The sequence below is a fragment of the uncultured Bacillus sp. genome, from assembly GCF_958411575.1.
Classification (GTDB): Bacteria; Bacillota; Bacilli; order Bacillales; family Bacillaceae; genus Bacillus; species Bacillus spizizenii.
In genome coordinates, this window is sequence record NZ_CATYRA010000001.1 from 1 (window position 1) to 19,768 (window position 19,768).

Annotated in this window: 17 protein-coding genes and 3 pseudogenes; 6 read left to right on the plus strand and 14 right to left on the minus strand. The window is 44.4% G+C overall.

All coding sequences use genetic code 11. The annotated features are described in order from the left end of the window. Positions 1-69: 69 nt before the first annotated feature. The 4 genes from opuCD to opuCA are packed head-to-tail and all read right to left on the minus strand — an operon-like array spanning position 70 to position 3,508. Positions 70-744, minus strand: coding sequence for a glycine betaine/carnitine/choline/choline sulfate ABC transporter permease OpuCD (opuCD, locus tag Q5C82_RS00005; RefSeq protein ID WP_003219981.1), 675 nt, complete (start codon positions 742-744; stop codon positions 70-72). Positions 745-761: 17 nt separating this feature from the next. Continuing rightward, positions 762-1,679, minus strand: coding sequence for an osmoprotectant ABC transporter substrate-binding lipoprotein OpuCC (gene opuCC, locus Q5C82_RS00010; protein ID WP_003219979.1), 918 nt, complete (start codon positions 1,677-1,679; stop codon positions 762-764). Positions 1,680-1,692: 13 nt separating this feature from the next. Beyond that, a complete protein-coding gene (opuCB, locus tag Q5C82_RS00015; RefSeq protein WP_003219978.1) occupies positions 1,693-2,346 on the minus strand; it encodes a glycine betaine/carnitine/choline/choline sulfate ABC transporter permease OpuCB in 654 nt (217 codons plus the stop codon). Between the two features lie 22 nt (positions 2,347-2,368). After that, the gene (opuCA, locus tag Q5C82_RS00020; protein WP_003219976.1) at positions 2,369-3,508 is read right to left on the minus strand and encodes an osmoprotectant ABC transporter ATP-binding protein OpuCA; all 1,140 of its coding nucleotides are present in this window, start codon (positions 3,506-3,508) and stop codon (positions 2,369-2,371) included. Positions 3,509-3,771: 263 nt separating this feature from the next. On the opposite strand from opuCA, the gene opcR reads away from it, so the two are divergent. Continuing rightward, positions 3,772-4,329: an opuC operon transcriptional regulator OpcR gene (opcR, locus tag Q5C82_RS00025; protein WP_003219975.1), complete on the plus strand. Its 558-nt coding sequence runs from the start codon at positions 3,772-3,774 to the stop codon at positions 4,327-4,329. A gap of 17 nt (positions 4,330-4,346) precedes the next feature. On the opposite strand, the pseudogene Q5C82_RS00030 reads toward opcR, so the two are convergent. Further along, positions 4,347-4,457, minus strand: a pseudogene (locus Q5C82_RS00030) (MarC family protein); the annotation flags it as partial. A 1-nt stretch (position 4,458) separates the two neighbouring features. Here Q5C82_RS00030 and Q5C82_RS00035 point away from each other — a divergent pair. Then, positions 4,459-4,711 (plus strand): annotated as a pseudogene (locus tag Q5C82_RS00035) (YvbH-like oligomerization domain-containing protein); the annotation flags it as partial. A 144-nt stretch (positions 4,712-4,855) separates the two neighbouring features. Then, entirely contained in the window at positions 4,856-5,554 is a 699-nt protein-coding gene (locus Q5C82_RS00040) for a zinc ribbon domain-containing protein (protein WP_003219971.1), read from the plus strand. 37 nt (positions 5,555-5,591) lie between these two features. Here Q5C82_RS00040 and Q5C82_RS00045 read toward each other — a convergent pair whose 3' ends face one another. Further along, on the minus strand, positions 5,592-7,397 hold the full coding sequence (locus Q5C82_RS00045) for a zinc ribbon domain-containing protein (protein ID WP_003219969.1): 1,806 nt from the start codon (positions 7,395-7,397) through the stop codon (positions 5,592-5,594). 131 nt (positions 7,398-7,528) lie between these two features. Between Q5C82_RS00045 and Q5C82_RS00050 the strand changes: the two genes are divergently transcribed. After that, a complete protein-coding gene (locus tag Q5C82_RS00050) occupies positions 7,529-7,990 on the plus strand; it encodes a GNAT family N-acetyltransferase (RefSeq protein WP_003219968.1) in 462 nt (153 codons plus the stop codon). 42 nt (positions 7,991-8,032) lie between these two features. Here Q5C82_RS00050 and eno read toward each other — a convergent pair whose 3' ends face one another. The 7 genes from eno to araE form a co-directional block, all read right to left on the minus strand. Continuing rightward, complete coding sequence (gene eno / locus Q5C82_RS00055; RefSeq protein ID WP_003219966.1) at positions 8,033-9,325, minus strand: phosphopyruvate hydratase; 1,293 nt, start codon at positions 9,323-9,325, stop codon at positions 8,033-8,035. Between the two features lie 28 nt (positions 9,326-9,353). Then, positions 9,354-10,889: a 2,3-bisphosphoglycerate-independent phosphoglycerate mutase gene (gene gpmI / locus Q5C82_RS00060; RefSeq protein ID WP_003219964.1), complete on the minus strand. Its 1,536-nt coding sequence runs from the start codon at positions 10,887-10,889 to the stop codon at positions 9,354-9,356. Continuing rightward, on the minus strand, positions 10,882-11,643 hold the full coding sequence (gene tpiA / locus Q5C82_RS00065) for a triose-phosphate isomerase (protein WP_003219962.1): 762 nt from the start codon (positions 11,641-11,643) through the stop codon (positions 10,882-10,884). The genes gpmI and tpiA overlap by 8 nt, the downstream gene beginning before the upstream one ends. A gap of 30 nt (positions 11,644-11,673) precedes the next feature. Next, the gene (gene pgk / locus Q5C82_RS00070) at positions 11,674-12,858 is read right to left on the minus strand and encodes a phosphoglycerate kinase (RefSeq protein ID WP_003219959.1); all 1,185 of its coding nucleotides are present in this window, start codon (positions 12,856-12,858) and stop codon (positions 11,674-11,676) included. Positions 12,859-13,166: 308 nt separating this feature from the next. Next, the gene (gene gap, locus Q5C82_RS00075; protein WP_003219957.1) at positions 13,167-14,174 is read right to left on the minus strand and encodes a type I glyceraldehyde-3-phosphate dehydrogenase; all 1,008 of its coding nucleotides are present in this window, start codon (positions 14,172-14,174) and stop codon (positions 13,167-13,169) included. Positions 14,175-14,220: 46 nt separating this feature from the next. Further along, positions 14,221-15,243, minus strand: coding sequence for a gapA transcriptional regulator CggR (gene cggR, locus Q5C82_RS00080; protein WP_003219954.1), 1,023 nt, complete (start codon positions 15,241-15,243; stop codon positions 14,221-14,223). A 300-nt stretch (positions 15,244-15,543) separates the two neighbouring features. Beyond that, positions 15,544-16,938, minus strand: a complete 1,395-nt coding sequence (araE, locus tag Q5C82_RS00085) for an arabinose-proton symporter AraE (RefSeq protein WP_003219952.1) — start codon at positions 16,936-16,938, stop codon at positions 15,544-15,546. Between the two features lie 203 nt (positions 16,939-17,141). Here araE and araR point away from each other — a divergent pair, with 203 nt between their 5' ends. After that, on the plus strand, positions 17,142-18,230 hold the full coding sequence (araR, locus tag Q5C82_RS00090) for an arabinose utilization transcriptional regulator AraR (protein ID WP_003219950.1): 1,089 nt from the start codon (positions 17,142-17,144) through the stop codon (positions 18,228-18,230). 48 nt (positions 18,231-18,278) lie between these two features. On the opposite strand, the gene Q5C82_RS00095 is transcribed toward araR, so the two are convergent. Beyond that, entirely contained in the window at positions 18,279-19,289 is a 1,011-nt protein-coding gene (locus Q5C82_RS00095) for an LLM class flavin-dependent oxidoreductase (protein WP_003219947.1), read from the minus strand. A gap of 201 nt (positions 19,290-19,490) precedes the next feature. Here Q5C82_RS00095 and Q5C82_RS00100 point away from each other — a divergent pair. Further along, a pseudogene (locus Q5C82_RS00100) lies at positions 19,491-19,739 on the plus strand (EamA family transporter); the annotation flags it as partial. Positions 19,740-19,768 lie beyond the last annotated feature (29 nt).

A 19,768-nucleotide genomic window follows, 5' to 3' on the forward strand; every position in this document is an offset into this window, starting at 1 on the left:
TTCAAACTAGAAGGTGTTTTTTATTTGTCTCATATTATGGGGTCAGTCCCATTCACAAGGCGTTTTTTCTTATGCGGCGCCGGCCAGATTTTTCTTCTTTTTCTTTTTAATCGGGCTTAACGCGCGTTCAAGCCAGCCCATGACCAAATCGGCAATCACCGCCATCAGAGCTGTGGGGATCGCGCCCGCTAATATGATCGCGGTGCCGTTTGTTGCGTTTGATCCCCTGACGATGATATCTCCCAGCCCGCCTGCACCGACAAATGTTCCGATGGCCGTAATGCCGATCGCAATGACAAGCGCTGTGCGAAGGCCGGCCATAATGACAGAAAGTGCAAGCGGAAGCTCGACCATCCGCAGCACTTGAAATTTTGTCATTCCCATCGCTTTACCGGATTCAAGATAAGCGTGTTCAATGCTGATAATGCCTGTATACGTGTTTCTGATAATCGGCAGAAGAGAATACAGAAATAATGACAATATCACCGTATTAGCGCCCAGCCCCATGACAAGCATCAGCACGGCGAGCATGGCGAGAGCCGGGATGGTCTGAATGACGTTCGTCACCGCAAAAATCCATCCGCTTAATGTTCGGTATCTGGCGATCAGAATGCCGAGCGGAATTCCAACAATAGCGGCAAATAAAACGCCGTATACCGACATCAGAAAATGGCGGTAAAACTCCTGCAGCACGTAACCGCCGTTTTGCGAATAGTAAGTGCCAAGCTGCTGTAGTACTTCCATATGATCCGCCTCTTTTCTTAGTCAAAATAATGATGTTTCTCTAAAAATTCCTTCGCTACGACAGACGGCTCCTTCAGCTTGCCATCCACCTCATAGTTAAGCTCCTGCATCGTTTCCGTATCGATTTGCCCAATCAGCTTATTGATCACACCTTCAAGCTCCGGATGCTCCTTTAGCACCTTTTCCGGAATCACCGGTGAACAGTCATACGGCGGGAAGAAATGCTTATCGTCTTTTAAGGTTTTCAGATCATAAGCTTTAATCCGTCCATCCGTTGAATAAGCCAGAACGGCGTCCATTTTCCCATTTTTGACTGCGTCATAGACAAGCCCGATCTGCATCGGATAAGTTGTGCCGAATTCAAAGCCATATGTGCTGACAAAGCCTTTATATCCGTCGCCTTTTCGTTTCAGCCAGGCATTGTCGACGCCCAATTTATATTGAGAAGCGTTTTTCTTCAGGTCAGACACGGTGTGAATATGCTCCTTTTCCGCAAACTTTTTTGTCACGGTAAAGGCATAAGTGTTATCAAATCCGTAGGAATCAAACCATTTATAGGAAAAGCGCTTTTTAAACTCGTTCTGCACAATGTTAAGCGCTTTTTTCGGATCTTTTTCTGCTTCCTTGCCGAGGGTGCTTGTTAAATCCGTTCCGGAATAGCGCGTGGCAGAAATATCAATGTCACCGCCCAGCATTGCTTGGTGCTGTACATAGTTTGACCCGAGGTTTTTCACTAAAGCGGTATTCAAATCTGTATCATGTTCAATAAGCTGCGCGATCATATTCGCTAAAATTTCTGATTCTGTCATGCTTTGCGCCCCAATTTTGATCGTTTCATCTGAAGCGCCGCCGAGTCCCGGCAAAGAACAGCCGCTCAGCAGCAGGACAAAGGCGAGAGCGAGAGCGCCAAGCCATTTGATTTTTTTCGTTTTCAACAGAGCCAACTCCTTACGAAACTTCCTTCATCCCTTGCAATCCTTTCGGCGTCACCTTTCGTTCTGTCACAGCCAGCACATAATCAATGATAATTGCCAGGATCGTGACCGGGACGGCGCCGCCAATGATATATTCAGGCTGATACAGGTTCAGGCCGATAAAAATGTAGTCACCGAGACCGCCGCCGCCGATAAACGACGCAAGTGTCGCCCAGCCGATTAAATAAATCGTTGACGTGCGGATTCCCGCCATGATGATCGGAATCGCCAGCGGGATTTCGACAAGCCGAATCTGCTCCCATCCGGTCATGCCTATCCCTTTGCCCGATTCCAGCAGATTTTTGTTTACACCTTTGATGCCGGTATACGTATTACGCAGGATCGGCAACACCGAATAGAAAAATAAAGCGACAATCGCAGGCACTTTCCCTACGCCGAGAAGCGGAATAAAAAAGGCTAAAATCGCCAGACTCGGCAAGGTTTGCACAATGTTGACGACACCTATAATCGCACCTGCGCCTTTTTTCATTCTAGTGAGAGCGACACCAAGCGGCACTGCTACGATAATGCCTAATACAACGGCTATGAGTGAAATATATAAATGCTCTCCTGTTTTATACAGCAGCTCTCCGCCGTTCGTTTGCAAAAAAGTCATCATTTGATTCATCTTAAAAGAGCTCCTCCCCTGGTCAGATCGTCATAAGCTGGTCTTCCTCGCCCCATATAGAATCGTATACGATATCAACAAGGCTCGCTCTCGTCACAATTCCTGCTAAGTGGTTCTGTTCATCCACCACAGGAACATACTTGATTCCCTGCTTCAAGATCTTTCGGACCGTATCGCGAAGAAGCGCCCCTTTTTGCACGGTATATATATCAGAGCGGTATACATCACCAACGACGCTCGCTTTTTTGCGATTTTGATCAATCATTTCCACATCAACATAGCCCTTCAGCACATTCTGCCGGTCCACAACGAGCAGCGAGTCGACACGTTTTTCTCTCATCAGTTGAATCGCCTGAGAAAGCGTTTTGTCCGCTGATACAGTCACAGGTGTTCTGTTCATCATTTGCTCAACCCGCTCAATTTCAGGCCTTGTCTGGATCAGGCGTTCTTTCCCGATAAATTCTTCAACAAATTCATTTGCCGGATTCCGGAGAATCTCATCAGGTGTGCCGACTTGAACGATTTCGCCCGCTTTTAAAATCACGATCCGGTCAGCGAGCTTAATCGCTTCATCCATATCGTGGGTGACAAACACAATGGTTTTGTTTAGTGTTCTTTGCAGTTTTTTAAATTCTTCCTGAAGGGAATCACGCGTAATCGGATCAAGCGCTCCGAACGGTTCATCCATTAAAATGAGAGGGGGTTCCGCAGCCAGTGCGCGCAGCACGCCTATTCTTTGCTGCTGTCCGCCGCTGAGCTCATGGGGATAACGGTCTAAATATTCCGGGCCCATATCCACGAGCTTTAACAGCTCTCTCGCCCGTTCTTTCCGTTTTTCTTCAGGCCATTTCAGCAGTTTCGGTACGAGTGAGATATTCTGCTGAATGGTCATGTGGGGGAACAAACCAATCTGCTGAATCACATAGCCGATTTTTCTCCTCAGCTCAACCGGGTCCTGTTCCATAATATTTTCTCCGTCGATAAAGATCCTTCCCGACGATGGTTCTATCAGTCTGTTAATCATCTTCATCGTTGTCGTTTTTCCGCAGCCGCTCGGGCCGATAAAACAGATAAATTCACCCTTGGCAATATCTAAATCAATGCTGTTCACAGCTTTTTTACCGCCCTTATATACTTTTGACACTTGTTCCAATTTCAGCAATCCGTGCACCTCCGCAGGTTTCCTTTAATTTTTCTGAAAAGTATAATCTTTATTATATTTTGAACTTTATAAAATATAAAGTTTACAATGTGTTGAAATTATATGTTATTTACAGATTATTTATTGTTATGATCAAGACGGAGAGGGTGTTCTTACAATTACGCCGGATACCTCCCTCATCCTCCGCATACAGCTGTTTTCAACAACTGGCAGAAATATGATATATTGACACCATCAATTGCCATTTGAAGGGATGATCAGCTGTGGAAAAAACTGCTCTCGACATCATTGAACATGCTGAAGAGCATCTCATTGAGAAGATTGCCGATAATATGCATACGTTTGGAATGCCTTCGACTGTCGGGCGTGTGCTTGGAATTATTTATATGAATCGAAAACCGATGACATTAAGCGAGCTCTCTGAGGCGACAGGCATGAGCAAAACACGGATGAGCCAGGTTGTCCGTGAAATGATCGATGCCAATATTGCCGAAAAGGTGTTTGAAAAAGGCGTACGAAAAGACCTTTATGACGTTGAGCAGGATTATTATCAAACCTTCATTTCTTTATTTGCGGCGAACTGGACAAAGGTCGTGAGCAAAAACAAAGTGCTGTATAAAAAATTAAACCGGGAGCTGACTGATCTTTTACAAAGGGACGGGCTTACCCCCGAAGCGGAAGAGAAAGTCAATCAACTGCTTAAAGAATTAAGAGAATGGCTTCATTACTATGACTGGCTGAGCAGATTGATTGAGTTTTTTGAGAGTGAGGAAGTTTTTCAATACGTGCCGAAAACAAAAGAAAGCAGCTCCCTGAAGTAAGGGAACTGCTTTTTGCATTATGACGTTAAGATCGGAAACATGCCTTTCAGCCCGGCACCAATCATTCCGACCGCAACGACCGCCAAGATTAATCCCATCAGTCTGGTAATGACGTTCACCTCGGTTTTAAAGTTAAAAGACCTATATAAAGCACTGCTTTGCATCGCCGAAACGATCTATGAAAATGATATTTTAATTAATCAAGCGGAACAAAGCTTAGATAAAGCCGTGACTATTCTTCATTACACCCGTCCTGAACACGTCAACATTGAAACACAATATAGAACTGACAGAATTCGGATTCACATGGCTGACATCCGTCCGCTCGGAGTATCCTTTTAAGGATTTTGGAGTTGTATTTGAGAAATATATTAATAACTAGCATAAAAAAAGACACAGCTGCTATTGCGCTTGTGTCTTTATTATGTGGTATTTTTGTATGAATATTGGTTACTTTACAACTTTTTTCTTTTATAATAAAACTAGTAGTCTATTATCCCTATATTACAGATAAAGGAGTTATTTTATGTATTGTCCTCAATGCGGCCATCAAACAGATGGCGGAAAGTTTTGTGAAAAATGCGGATCACCGCTCCCTGGTCAATCAGGCCAACAGCAGGCGGCGCAAACCGGAGGTGCTGCAAAACAAGCAGCAAAGCAGTTTGGCTCATTTGTCCTGGCCGTCCTGAAACGCCCTTATCAGGAATGTAAATCAACAGGCGGAGAACAGCTGATCAGCGCGATTATCACAATGGTTCTGTTCAGTTTACTGACCCCTTTGATGTTTTATATTCTTTTTTCAGACGGTCCCGGCAGCGTAAGCTTTACAGCAGTCTTTTTAGAGCCAACCATTTACTTTGCCCTGTTTATTTTCGGTTTGCATGCATTGATCTTTTTCGCCTTGAAAATTGCGGGAAATCCAGTATCTTTCAAAGATTCATTTTCCAGATTTGGTGCGTTTCTCATTCCGTTTACGGCTATTTTGATTATTGCCCTTTTATTCTTTTTATTACATACAGACATTTGCTTTACCGTGTTAGCCGTTGGTTTAATCGGTGCATTCTTTGCCATTCCTCCTGCGATGCTAAGCAGTTACCAGCATTCATATAAAGGAAAGGTTGATATCATTTACTCAACGATTGTGATTTATCTGATCACATGCGTAACATTTCAGCTTATTATCGAACACTATATCAAGGAGATTTTCCGTTATATGCTCTTTTAAAAAACAACCCCATCACCTGCTGATGATGGGGTTGTTTTTATTGAATAGACGTTAAGTAAATTCTTCCGTTCTTCACTGTGCCCGTGTAGGTCCAGTTATAAGTTCTAAGCTTTGGACTGCCGCCTGATTTTGTGATTTCGAATTCTTCGTATGTTTTAATTATGATATTCGAACCGCTTTGACTAAAGTTTTTGACCTCTACATCAATAAATACTTCAGTCGTCCCCTCGCTGTACAATTTCTTAACTAGTTTCTGCTGATCAGCATATAACGTGCTTCCTTTTTCTAAATTGCCTTCCATCACTGCAAATTCATTTAAATTCACAGCGCTTGATTGATTTGTCAGATAATCAACCATAAATGATGTCACTTGCTCTTTTGTAAGTGTGCCGGAATTCACTTTGGACTCATTTGATGATGCCCAAGCGGAGGTGTATACTTTAGGATTTTCATTTTTTAGAGTTTTTATATGGTCTCCTATGGCTTCAGAAGTGGTCCCCGCACTTTCAAGCTTCCATTCTTTTTGTTTTTTATCATATGACAAATAATAACGATAAGCTGTATGTTCTTGTGTCATTTCAGGTTCTGTATAATCATCAAAATAAGCTGATTCGTGAAGTTCATTTCCGTTCACTGAAACAATCCATTGTCCCTTGTCGCTCTGTGAAATAGCAAATGAATCGAGATCGTAATCTGTTTCTATATACTTATCCTTATAATACATATGATTGCTCTTCATCTCTGAAATTTGTTTTTTCGTTTGAGCTTTAACATCGGATACGGCATTTGTCATCTGTTCAGTTTTTCCATTAGAAAAAGCAGCCGTGTATTGCTCAGTCGCCTTATTAATGGTTTCTATGATGTTTTCTTTTGTTTCTTTATCAGGAACTAATCTCATCTTCATGTTGCTATCAGTAATTGGCATTGCTTCAGTCGTTTGCTTTCCCCATGGAAAATCAGTTTTCACAGTCGCCGTCATACTGCCATCAGTCAAAAGAGGGCCGTATGTAAAAGTTTTGAACGGGTCTTTATGAATCGATTTACCGTTAATCAGCAAATCTCCCTTCCCGCTCTTAATGTCATCCGCTAAGCTGAATGTCACATCGTCTGCTTCCAATGAAAGATTTACCCGAAAGCTGTTATCGCCAACCGCCTGAATGTCTTCCTTTTTCACAAGATCGACTACATCGTTTTTCAGTTTGGCTGAGACTGTGTATTCTCCGGGAATGTACGGTCCGAGGGTTTGTGCTTGATCCGCTTTCTTTACAGATCCGGCATCCTCTTTATTGACATATAGATCGGTATTTTTATAATTGCTTGTCACTTCAAAATAAACCGGTGCTACCTTTAAGTCATAATGGTCAAAAACTAGCAAGCTTTTCCCGTCTTTCTCCGCATATACGATATCCTTTTGGGCTGTTTCAGCACGCAGCGATGCAAAAAGCTCATCTTTTTTGTCAGGATGATCCTTTAAATAAGTAAGAAATGGTTTTACATTATTTTTAGTTAGCTTGAGCTTGTCATTTATCGGCGTAAGGAGAGACGCGATTTGCTCTTTATCCTCATCATTTACAGCCTGTTCAAATTTGTCGACTAACCTATCCTTTGAAGTAAAGTACGCTCCTGTTTTATATGCGGCGAATAAAATGACGCACGCTGCGGCAATGCTGCTCCATAAAACGATGGTCTTCTTAGGGATTGGTTTTCTCGGGGCCTGCCTCGTTTCAGCAGTGCTTGCTGTTTCTTTATGTGCCTGTCTGTTGCTCTCTCCGATCGGGGTGCCGCATTCTTTACAAAACTTGGCCCCTTCATTGTTTTTTTGACCGCATTCCTTACAAAACATGTGACTTTCCTCCTATTTACTCTCCACTATTTTGTACATATTTCCTATGTTACATATTTTATAATAGAATGGTATGAAATTGGAGGAAATCACGAAAATATCTCTATAAAATATGAAAAGGTGGAATAATGATGCAACAGCTCACCATTCAAAAGGCTACAAACTATGACCAAGCGCTGTATGAGCTTCTGCTGCTCGCCGATCCGTCGAAAGAAATTGTTGATGAATACATAGCCAGAGGAGAATGCTACACCGCCTATATATCGGGTGAGTTAGCTGGTGTATACGTGCTGATCACAACCAGACCGCAAACCGTAGAAATTGTTAACATCGCAGTAAAAACAACAATGCAAAAACAGGGCATTGGCAAGCTTCTTATCTGCAATGCCATTGAAAAAGCGAAACAAATGGGGGCAAAGGTGATTGAGATTGGCACTGGAAATTCCAGCATCCATCAGCTTTCGCTTTATCAAAAATGCGGATTTCGCCTTCAGGCGATCGACCATGATTTTTTTATTAGACACTATGATGAGGAGATCTTTGAAAACGGCATTCAATGCCGTGATATGGTGAGGCTTTATTTGGATCTCTAAAAACACAAAAAACCGCCGAGAGAAACCCCGGCGGTCATTTTATTACTTGTTTAAGTTGTAGAAAGAGTTAATACCGTGGTATTGAGCAGTTTCAGCCAACTGATCTTCGATGCGAAGAAGCTGGTTGTATTTCGCAACACGGTCCGTACGAGACGGAGCACCAGTTTTGATTTGTCCTGCGTTTGTTGCCACAGCGATGTCAGCGATTGTGCTGTCTTCAGTTTCACCAGAACGGTGAGAGATAACAGCAGTGTAGCCTGCACGTTTCGCCATTTCGATCGCATCGAATGTTTCAGTCAATGTACCGATTTGGTTTACTTTGATCAGGATAGAGTTGCCTACGCCGTTTTTGATACCTTCAGCAAGTTTTTTCGTGTTTGTAACGAAGAGGTCATCACCAACAAGCTGAACTTTTTTGCCAAGACGCTCAGTAAGAAGCTTGTGGCCTTCCCAGTCGTTTTCGTCAAGTCCATCTTCGATAGAGATGATTGGGTATTTAGAAACCATTTCTTCGTACCAGTCAACCATTTCAGCAGATGTTTTCACAACGCCTTCGCCAGACAGATGGTATTTGCCGTCTTCTTTGTTGTAGAACTCAGAAGATGCAGCATCCATTGCAAGTTTTACTTCTTCGCCAGGTATGAAGCCGGCTTTTTCGATTGCTTCAACGATTGTTTGAAGCGCTTCTTCGTTAGAACCAAGGTTTGGAGCGAATCCGCCTTCATCACCTACAGCTGTGTTCATTCCTTTAGCAGAAAGAACTGATTTCAGGCTGTGGAAGATTTGAGCGCCCATGCGTAGTGCTTCACGGAAGTTAGGAGCACCTACAGGCATGATCATGAATTCTTGAATATCTACGTTGTTATCAGCATGCTCTCCGCCGTTTACGATGTTCATCATCGGTACAGGAAGCGTTTTTGAGTTGAATCCTCCAAGGTATTGGTAAAGAGGAATCTGTAAGAAATCAGCAGCTGCGCGCGCACAAGCCATAGATACGCCAAGGATTGCATTCGCACCAAGTTTGCCTTTGTTTTCAGTACCGTCAAGCTCGATTAAAAGCTGATCGATTGCGTTTTGTTCAGTTACATCAAAGCCAAGAAGCTCTGGAGAAATAATTTCGTTTACGTTGTTAACAGCTGTTAACACGCCTTTTCCAAGGTAACGGTCTTTGTCGCCGTCACGAAGCTCAACTGCTTCGTATTCACCTGTAGAAGCTCCGCTTGGCACTAATGCACGGCCGAAAGCTCCTGTTTCTGTATATACTTCAACTTCAACTGTTGGGTTGCCGCGGGAGTCTAGTACTTCGCGTGCATAAACATCAACAATGTATGGCATGAGTTTTGTCTCTCCTTTTGATTTCAAATTATTTTTGAATTAACGATGTTCCTGTCATTTCTTTCGGTTTTTCAACACCGAGAAGGTCTAATAACGTTGGTGCAAGGTCGCCTAGGATTCCGCCTTCACGCAGCGTGATGCCTTCTTTCGTCACAATGACAGGGACTGGGTTTGTCGTATGCGCAGTGTGCGGTTCGCCTGATTCTGTAATCAGAATGTCAGCATTACCGTGATCAGCGGTAATGATAGCATGTCCACCTTTAGCGAGAATCGCGTCAACGACTTCGCCTAAGCATTCGTCCACTGCTTCAATTGCTTTAATTGTTGGTTCAACCATTCCGGAGTGGCCGACCATATCAGGGTTTGCGAAGTTAAGAATGATCGCGTCATGTTTGTCAGCTTCAATTTCTTTGACAAGCGCGTCCTTTACTTCATACGCACTCATTTCAGGCTTCAAGTCATATGTTGCAACTTTCGGCGAGTTGATGAGAATACGTTCTTCACCCGGGAATTCAGCTTCACGGCCGCCGCTCATAAAGAACGTGACGTGCGGATACTTTTCAGTTTCTGCAATTCGAAGCTGTTTTAATCCGTGCTGAGATAATACTTCTCCGACTGTGTTATCGAGATTTATCGGTTTAAACGCTACATAGCCGTCAACTGTTTCACTGAAGTGAGTCAGGCAGACGAAATGCAGGTTTTTCGGATGATTTTCACCGCGGTCGAAATCACGGAAATCTTTGTTTGTGAACGTGTTGGAAATCTGAATCGCGCGGTCTGGTCTGAAATTATAGAAAATCACAGAATCGCCGTCTTGGATTGTCGCAACAGGCTCACCGTTTTCCTTTGTGATCACAGACGGAATCACGAATTCATCATAGATTCCGTTCGCATATGAATCATCAACAACATCCATTGCGCTGCGGTATGTTGGGCCTTCGCCGTACGCCATTGCGCGGTACGCTTTTTCTACACGGTCCCAACGTTTGTCGCGGTCCATTGAGTAGTAGCGTCCGGAAACGCTGGCGATTTCTCCAACACCGATTTCCTCAATTTGTTCGTTCAGCTGGTTGATGTATGTTTTCGCTGTTTGCGGACCTACATCACGGCCATCAAGGAAACCATGAATGTAAACCTTTGTCAGCCCTTCATTTTTCGCAAGCTTTAACAATGCGAACAAATGATTGATGTGGCTGTGCACGCCGCCGTCTGATAAAAGGCCGAACAGGTGCAGGGCTTTGTTGTTTTCTTTCGCGTTGTTAATCGCGTCAAGGAATGTTTGATTGCGTTCGAACTCTCCTTCACGAATGGCAACATTTACGCGTGTTAAGCTTTGGTACACAATACGTCCCGCACCGATATTTAAGTGACCTACTTCGGAGTTCCCCATCTGTCCGTCAGGAAGACCTACAGCCTCGCCTGAAGCAGTCAATGTTTGATGAGGATACTGGTTCCAGTAGCGGTCAAAATTCGGTTTTTTCGCTAAAGCGACTGCGTTTCCTACTGTTTCGTTACGTAATCCGAACCCATCAAGAATGATGAGTGCAGCTGGTTTTTTACTCATATTGACCTTCCTCCAATAATTGAACGAATGACTGTGGCTCAAGGCTCGCGCCGCCGACCAAAGCACCGTCAATATCGGACTCTGCCATATATTCTTTAATGTTTGCAGGCTTTACGCTTCCGCCATATTGGATGCGAAGCTTGTCTGCAACTTCTTGGCTGAAGCTTTCAGCGACGGTTTTACGGATATGCGCACACACGTCGTTCGCATCTTTTGCTGTAGAAGATTTGCCTGTTCCGATTGCCCAGATTGGCTCATACGCAATAACAGAAGCAGCAACTTGTTCTTCAGAAAGACCAGCAAGGCCTTTTTTTACTTGGTCAGCAACAAGATCATTTGTTTTACCGGCTTCGCGCTCTTCAAGCGTTTCACCTACACAGATGATCGGCACAATGCCGTGTTTGAAAGCAGCATGTGCTTTTTTGTTAACTGTTTCATCAGTTTCAGCGAACATTTCACGGCGCTCAGAGTGGCCAATGACGCAGTAGTCAACGCCAAGGTCTTTAAGAGCAACCGGGCTGATTTCGCCTGTGAACGCGCCGCTTTCTTCGAAGTGCATGTTTTGTGCGCCGACTTTTAGATCAGTGCCTTTAACAGCAGAAGTAAGCTTTTCTAAGAAAAGTGCTGGCGCGCAAACAACAGCTTCCGCTTTGTCTGCTGCTGGAATGGAAGATTTCACTTCTTCAACGAAGCTGACAGCTTCGCCGAGTGTTTTGTTCATTTTCCAGTTACCGGCGATAATTGGTTTTCTCATCTGTTCCACTTCCTTATAGCAGTTTTGAGATTATTTATCGTTAAGTGCAGCTACCCCAGGAAGCTCTTTGCCTTCCATAAACTCAAGGGATGCGCCGCCGCCTGTTGAGATGTGGCTCATTTTGTCAGCAAGGCCGAATTTTTCAACCGCTGCCGCAGAGTCTCCTCCACCGATGACAGAGTATGTATCTTTCGCCTCTGCCAATGCTTCCGCAACCGCTTTTGTTCCTTGAGCGAACAAGTCGATTTCGAATACGCCCATCGGTCCGTTCCACACGACAAGTTTGCTGTTTTTGATTACGTCAGCATAAGTTTCGCGTGTTTTCGTACCAATGTCGATTGCTTCTAAATCACTAGGGATTTCAGAGATCGGCACAATTTTCACGTTTGCATCGTTAGAGAAATCATCTGCAACGAGTACATCTTCAGGCATGTAGAAGTTAACGCCTTTTTCTTTCGCGCGGTCCATAAATGATTTCGCAAGCTCGATTTTATCCTCTTCAAGAAGAGATTTACCGACTTCATGGCCAAGCGCTTTTACGAATGTATAAGCAAGACCTCCGCCGATGATCAGGTTGTCCACTTTATCAAGAAGACTTTCGATCACACCGATTTTGTCTTTTACTTTCGCTCCGCCGATGATCGCTGTGAACGGGCGGTCAGGGTTAGAAACCGCTTTTCCGAGTACGTCAAGCTCTTTTTCCATTAAGAAACCTGCAACTGCTGGCAAATGCTCGGCAATTCCAGCTGTAGATGCGTGAGCACGGTGGGCAGCACCGAATGCGTCATTTACATATACATCTGCAAGCTCAGCAAATGCTTTTGCAAGCTCAGGATCATTTTTCTCTTCACCAGGGTAGAAACGTACGTTTTCCAATACAAGAACGTCTCCGTCCTTCATGTCAGAAATTTGTGCTTTTACAGCATCACCGTAAGCTTCATCCGCTTTTTTCACTTCTTTGCCAAGCAGTTCGCCGAGACGTGCAGCGACAGGAGTTAAACGAAGCTCCTCAACCACTTCGCCTTTCGGGCGGCCTAAGTGGCTTGCAAGAAGGACTTTCGCGCCTTGTTCTGCAAGGTGTTTGATTGTTGGAAGCGCAGCACGGATACGTGTATCGTCTGTTACTTCCCCGTCTTTCATTGGAACGTTAAAGTCAACGCGGCAGAATACAACTTTACCTTTTACGTCGATGTCTTTGAGAGTTTTCTTATTCATGCCTAGGAGATCCTCCTTCAAAATGGTTTGCATACAGCACGAAAAACGTGAAACCGTCTGGTCAAGCGATAACTCCGCTAGGGCAGATCGCAGTCTTTTTCGGCACAGGGCAGTTCGTCTGAAGCCAGGGCAGCGGCCTTAGGCGTAAGCGCCGGCAAAGCTGCTAAAAACGCGGTCGTTTCTCTATCACAGAACGTTTTCTGAAAGCCGGTCTTCATGGAAAAAGGGAAAGGGAGTCCGTCCCCTTCCCTTGTCCGCTTTCATTATAGCGCTTCTATTCAAAAGAACCAAGTCAGGTCCGCTATAAATTAAAGACCTTTTTTTGCGATGTAAGCTGCAAGGTCAACAACGCGGTTAGAGTAGCCGCTTTCGTTATCGTACCAAGAAATTACTTTTACCATGCTGCCTTCCATAACCATTGTAGAAAGAGCATCGATTGTAGAAGAGTTTTTGTTTCCGTTGTAGTCGCCAGAAACTAATGGCTCTTCACTGTAGCCAAGGATTCCTTTAAGATCGCCTTCAGCTGCTTCTTTAAGAGCTGCGTTTACTTCTTCAGCTGTTACTTCTTGGTTCAGTTCAGCAACCAAGTCAACTAGAGAAACGTTTGGAGTTGGAACACGCATTGCTCCACCGTTCAGTTTGCCTTTTAGTTCAGGAAGAACTAGAGAAACTGCTTTAGCAGCACCAGTTGAAGTTGGGATGATGTTTTCAGCTGCTGCACGCGCACGACGGTAGTCTTTGTGCGGAAGATCAAGGATTTGCTGATCGTTTGTGTAAGAGTGAACAGTTGTCATCATACCGCGTTTGATGCCGAATTTGTCGTTAAGTACTTTTGCAAACGGCGCAAGGCAGTTTGTTGTGCAAGATGCGTTAGAGATAACATCGTGGTTAGCCGCATCGTATTTATCTTCGTTAACACCCATAACAATAGTGATATCTTCTTCGTTAGCAGGAGCAGAGATGATTACTTTTTTCGCGCCAGCTTCTAAGTGTTTCGCAGCGTCTGCGCGTTTTGTGAAGAAACCAGTAGATTCAACTACGATTTCAACGCCTTGTTTGCCCCAGCTAAGTTTAGCAGGATCGCGTTCTGCAGAAACTTCAATTGTTTTGCCGTTAACAACAAGGTTGTTACCGTCAACTGAAACTTCAGCGTCTAATTTTCCGTGTACAGAATCATATTGTAAAAGGTGAGCCAGCATGTTAGCATCTGTTAAATCGTTAACCGCTACTACCTCAACTTCAGGATTGTTTAATGCTGCGCGGAATACGTTACGTCCAATACGACCAAAACCGTTAATACCGACTTTTACTGCCATGATTGTTTCCTCCTTTAAATAAGTGAGAGATATTTATATTGAGGGATTATTCATCCCTTAATAACTTCTTTGCGGCTCCTTCGTCTGTGACGAGAACCGTGTTTCGGGGCTTTTTAAAGTAAGCCTCGATCGCCTCGGCTTTTGATGATCCGCCCGCTACCGCAATAATATCGGGGATGGCGTCTATGTCATCCAGCTGCATTCCGACAGAATGCACTTTGTGGACCACTTCGCCGTCCACGTTAAAATAGTAGCCAAACGCTTCTGTCACCGCGTCGTTATCATCTATTTTCTTTAAGTCTTCTAAAGGTGTGTTTCTCCGCTGAGCCATAGTTTTAGCTTCGCCGATTCCGTGAACCAGCATACTCGCTGATTTAATCGTGTTCAGCACCTCTTTGACAGAAGGTTCTTCAATAATAGATGAATAGGCGCCTTGTGACAGCTGTCCCGGAACAAACAAAAGCCGGTAAGTGCCTGAAGCCTTTTCCGCCATATGCGCGCATATGGTGTTCGCCTGGTTTTTCACGTCTTCGCCTAAACCGCCTCTTGCAGGCACAAACAAAAGCTCGCGGTTTTTAGAATCCGGCGTCATCATTTCGGCGACAGCTTCAATTGTCGTACCGCCAGTTACAGCGACGATATTTTTGCCTGAAAATCTTTTTTTCATACATGCGACAGCTGCTCTTCCCATTTCTTTTTTGACCCATGGGGATTGATCGCTGTCTCCGGACACGATAATGGCATCCTTTAGATTTAAACGTTCTTTTAATGTCTTTTCCAAAAGAGTCAAACCTAAAACATCTTTCATCGTATCTTCCAGAACGGAAAGCAGTTCATAACCCTCTTCTGTCAATGTCATGCCGTTAGTTTTAATATCGACCAGGTTCTGTTCCTTTAAAAACTGAACCTCGCCCCTCAGCACACGCTCGCTGATTCCGAGACTGGCAGACAGGCTTCTTCGCCCGATGGGTTCTGTCAGCCTGATATACTGCAAGATTTCAAACCTCTTTTGCATAACGAGCAGAAGATCAGGCAATAATTTTTTTTGAGCTTGTATTAACTGGTTCATGACTCAAACGTTCCTTCCTTTTTTTGCTGGACATTATATGTCCCGCTATGACAAAAAACGTCCCATCATAGCCAAAAAAAATTATTTCTGCTTTCTTTAATTATTTTAACAGGGTGGAATTGTTTATTCAACTGTTAAGAGTCAATTCATCGACAATATTCGCAGAGTTTTCATGCCGCAGCGTTTTATCCAGCACTATTTTTTCCTATATATCTATATCTTATACAGAAAACGCCAAAAGGTGCATCCCAACATAAACAGCCCTTCCAAAAGAAAGGGCCTTCTTTTTTTAAAGCGTTTTCATTTTATCCAGAGCTTTTCAATCTCTTCGAGCGATTTGTTCTTCGTTTCCGGACAGATCGTAACAACAAACAGGAAGCAAAGGACGTTAATCACCGCAAAAATCCAGAATGTATAGGCGAGCCCGAATGAGTCGATCATCATTGGCACAAACTGTCCGATCGCCCAGTTTGCTCCCCATAAAAAGATGGTTGCAATGCCTGCGGCCCGCGCACGCAGATGGTTCGGGAAGATTTCAGAAATCATAATCCATGTGATCGGCCCTACAGATACACAAAATGCCGCCACAAAACCTAAAATAAAGAAGATCAACATAAGTCCGCTTGTTAACTGAAAGTAGAACGACGTTCCGATTAAGATCATAAAAATAGCCATAAAAGCAGATCCGATTGACATCAGTTTTTTTCGTCCGACTTTATCAATCAACAGCACCGCAATAACGGTAAAAATGACTTCTACAACCCCGACGATACAGGTTGTCACAAATCCGGCATTTTGTCCGAATCCCATCATTTTAAAAATTTCCGGCCCGTAGTAGGTAATTGCGTTCATGCCGATGACTTGGTTAAACAGCGCCAGCAGGATTCCGATGAAAAGCGCCTTTCTGAGCCCTGGCTTGAAAAGCTGGGAGAGCGATCCCATTTGTTCTATTTTTAAAGAGTTCTCAATATTCCTTAATTCTTCTTTTGCAACAGTTTCTCCATTAATACGTGTCAGTATCTTTAGCGCTTCATTTGTTTTGCCCGCTTTCGCCAGCCATCTCGGACTTTCCGGCACAACGAGCAATACGAGGAAAAAGATCACAGACGGCACCATTCCATAAGCGAGCATCCATCTCCAGCCGGTGTGCACACCCCATTCATATGTTCCGGACCGCTGCACAGCGAGATTAATAAAGTACGTTGCGGAAATACCCAATATCGTAAAGAGCTGATATAAGGAAGAAAGGCTTCCGCGTATGGCAGGCGGCGCGGCTTCCGTAATATACGTAACTGAGAGTGATGAGCCCATCCCAATCCCGAGGCCACCGATAATCCTTGCAATAATTAGAGTTGACACGTCTTGAGAAAGTGCTGAAACGATGGCTGATATCGCAAATAACAAAGCAGCTGTCATTAAAATTTTTCTCCGTCCGAACCTGTCGCTTAAAAATCCGGATATTCCGACGCCCGCCACTCCTCCGATCATAATGCTGGAAATCACAAGTCCTTCCATAAACGGAGTCAGGCTGTATAAATCTTTCAAAAAACCGATGGCGCCTGAAATCACTGCCGTGTCATAGCCGTACAATAAGCCGCCAAGTCCCGCCGCGCATGAGATCAAAATGACAAATCCCATTGAATGGCTTCTTGTTACAGGAGCATTTGGTTCTAATTGAGTTGGAGTATTCTTCATTTCCCTGCCCTCCCGAATGTTGAGTAAAGCGTTTTCATTTCCCTATGCAATTGTACGTACTTATATTAAAATTTAACGAAAATTTCATTTAATTAGTACGTACAAATATAGAATAATCCTGTTTGTATTTTCTGTCAATGTTTTCTTACAAAGAATGCTGTGATATACTAAAATTTGTCCGTATACATTTTGGAGGAATGGATATGTTACCAAAATACGCGCAAGTAAAAGAAGAAATCAGTTCATGGATTAACCAAGGCAAAATACTGCCTGATCAAAAGATCCCTACCGAAAATGAATTAATGCAGCAATTTGGCGTCAGCCGGCATACTATTCGCAAAGCGATCGGAGACCTCGTATCACAAGGTCTGCTGTACAGTGTACAAGGCGGGGGCACCTTTGTCGCTTCACGCTCTGCTAAGTCAGCGCTGCATTCCAATAAAACGATCGGTGTTCTGACAACTTACATGTCAGACTATATTTTCCCGAGCATCATCAGAGGAATCGAGTCTTATTTAAGCGAGCAGGGATACTCCATGCTGCTGACCAGCACAAACAACAACCCTGACAATGAAAGAAGAGGGTTAGAAAACCTGCTGTCCCAGCATATTGACGGACTCATCGTGGAACCGACAAAAAGCGCCCTGCAAACGCCGAACATCGGCTACTATCTGAATTTGGAGAAAAACGGCATTCCTTTTGCGATGATTAACGCGTCCTATGCTGAGCTTGCCGCACCAAGTTTTACCTTGGATGATGTGAAAGGCGGCATGATGGCGGCGGAGCATCTCATTTCTCTCGGCCACACGCACATAATGGGTATTTTTAAAGCTGATGACACACAAGGTGTGAAGCGGATGAACGGGTTTATACAGGCACACCGGGAGCGTGAGTTATTCCCTTCTCCGGATATGATCGTGACGTTTACGACAGAAGAAAAAGAATCAAGACTGCTGGAGAAAGTAAAGGCTACATTGGAAAAAAACAGCAAGCACATGCCAACAGCCATTCTTTGTTATAACGATGAAATTGCGCTGAAGGTGATTGATATGCTGCGCGAGATGGATATCAAAGTGCCGGAGGATATGTCTATCGTCGGGTATGACGATTCGCATTTTGCGCAAATTTCCGAGGTCAAATTAACCTCTGTCAAGCACCCGAAATCCGTGCTTGGAAAAGCAGCGGCGAAATATGTCATTGACTGTCTGGAGCATAAAAAGCCAAAGCAGGAAGATGTCATTTTTGAACCTGAATTAATCATCCGCCATTCGGCACGAAAACTGAATGAATAAAAAAGCAATGTATCGGTCTCCCCGCTACATTGCTTTTTTTTATAGCTGTTATCTGTTTTTCCAAACGTCTGCAATGATTTCAAACGAACGCATTCTGTCTGCGTGTTCAAAGGTTTCTGAGTTGACCATAATTTCATCAGCCTGCGTCGTTTTGACAAAGTCTTCGAGCTTCGCCTTCACTTCTTCAGGGCCGCCGACAATCGTGGAGCTCAGCTGCTCATTGACCATCGCTTTTTCATATGGACTCCAGATTTGATCCATATCCTCAACAGGCGGCTTTAGCTGGTTCGGCGTGCCGCGGACAAGATCAAGAAATCTTTGATAGTGCGAAGTCGCAAGATGCTGCGCTTTCTCGTTTGTATCTGCCGCAATAATGGTGACACCGACCATCGCATACGGTTCGTCGAGCACTTCTGACGGCGTAAACGAATTGCGGTACAACTCCAGAGCGGGAACGGTATTCGCCGGCGAGAAATGAGCGGCGAATGCAAACGGAAGACCCAGTTCACCTGCCAGACGGGCGCTGAAGCCGCTTGAGCCCAGCAGCCAAATCGGCACATCTATGCCCTCTCCAGGAATGGCGCGGACTTGATTGCGCACATTTCCTGACGGTTTAAAGTAATTGCGCAGTTCCTCTAATTGTTCCGGGAAATCTTCACCGCTGCTGATGTTTCTGCGAAGCGCTCTTGCTGTCAATTGGTCTGTTCCCGGCGCACGTCCGAGCCCCAGATCAATCCGTCCGGGATACAGCGTTTCCAGTGTGCCGAATTGCTCAGCAATCACTAGTGAAGAGTGGTTCGGAAGCATAATGCCGCCGGAGCCGACGCGAATTTTCTTTGTGCCGCCGGCAATATGGCCGATCAGAACTGCGGTGGCAGAGCTTGCGACACCTTCTATATTATGATGCTCAGCGAGCCAGTAGCGGTGATAGCCCCATTCCTCCGCACGGCGCGCCAAGTCCATGCTGTTTCGGAATGATTCTGCAATCGTTCCTCCCTGAACAACCGGAGATAAATTCAAGACAGAAAGCAAGGTATCTTTGCGTTGTTGAGTAGACATGTTTTTCTCCTTTGCAATTGTGATATCAGTAAACAGCCTCAAGCTGTCAAGTCATGATCGAAAGGACTTCTCTCACACCATAACACAACTGCAATCAGGAATAAAAGAATTTGTTTCGATGAAATTCGAACAATATAAAATGAGCGGATTGGCACCGTTATTCAGGCCCAAATAGCCCCTGCGCCATCTCAATAATTCCTCGTTATCGCGCTCGGTTGGCTTATCTTTTTTACACTTGTCGGTTCAGGAGAAGCAAGCAAGGTCGCATCCTACACCTTTTTGATTCCGCTCATTTCGATCGTGGCCAGCTCCATTTTCCTGCATGAACCGCTCACCTATAGCCTCTTGGCGGGGCTGCTGCTGATTGTGACGAGCATCTGCCTCGTGAATTCAAAATCAAAAGCACAAAAAGCAGCGGCGATCTGTGTAAATAAGAAGGCTGCACAATAATAAAAACCCTCTTGTCGGATATGACAAGA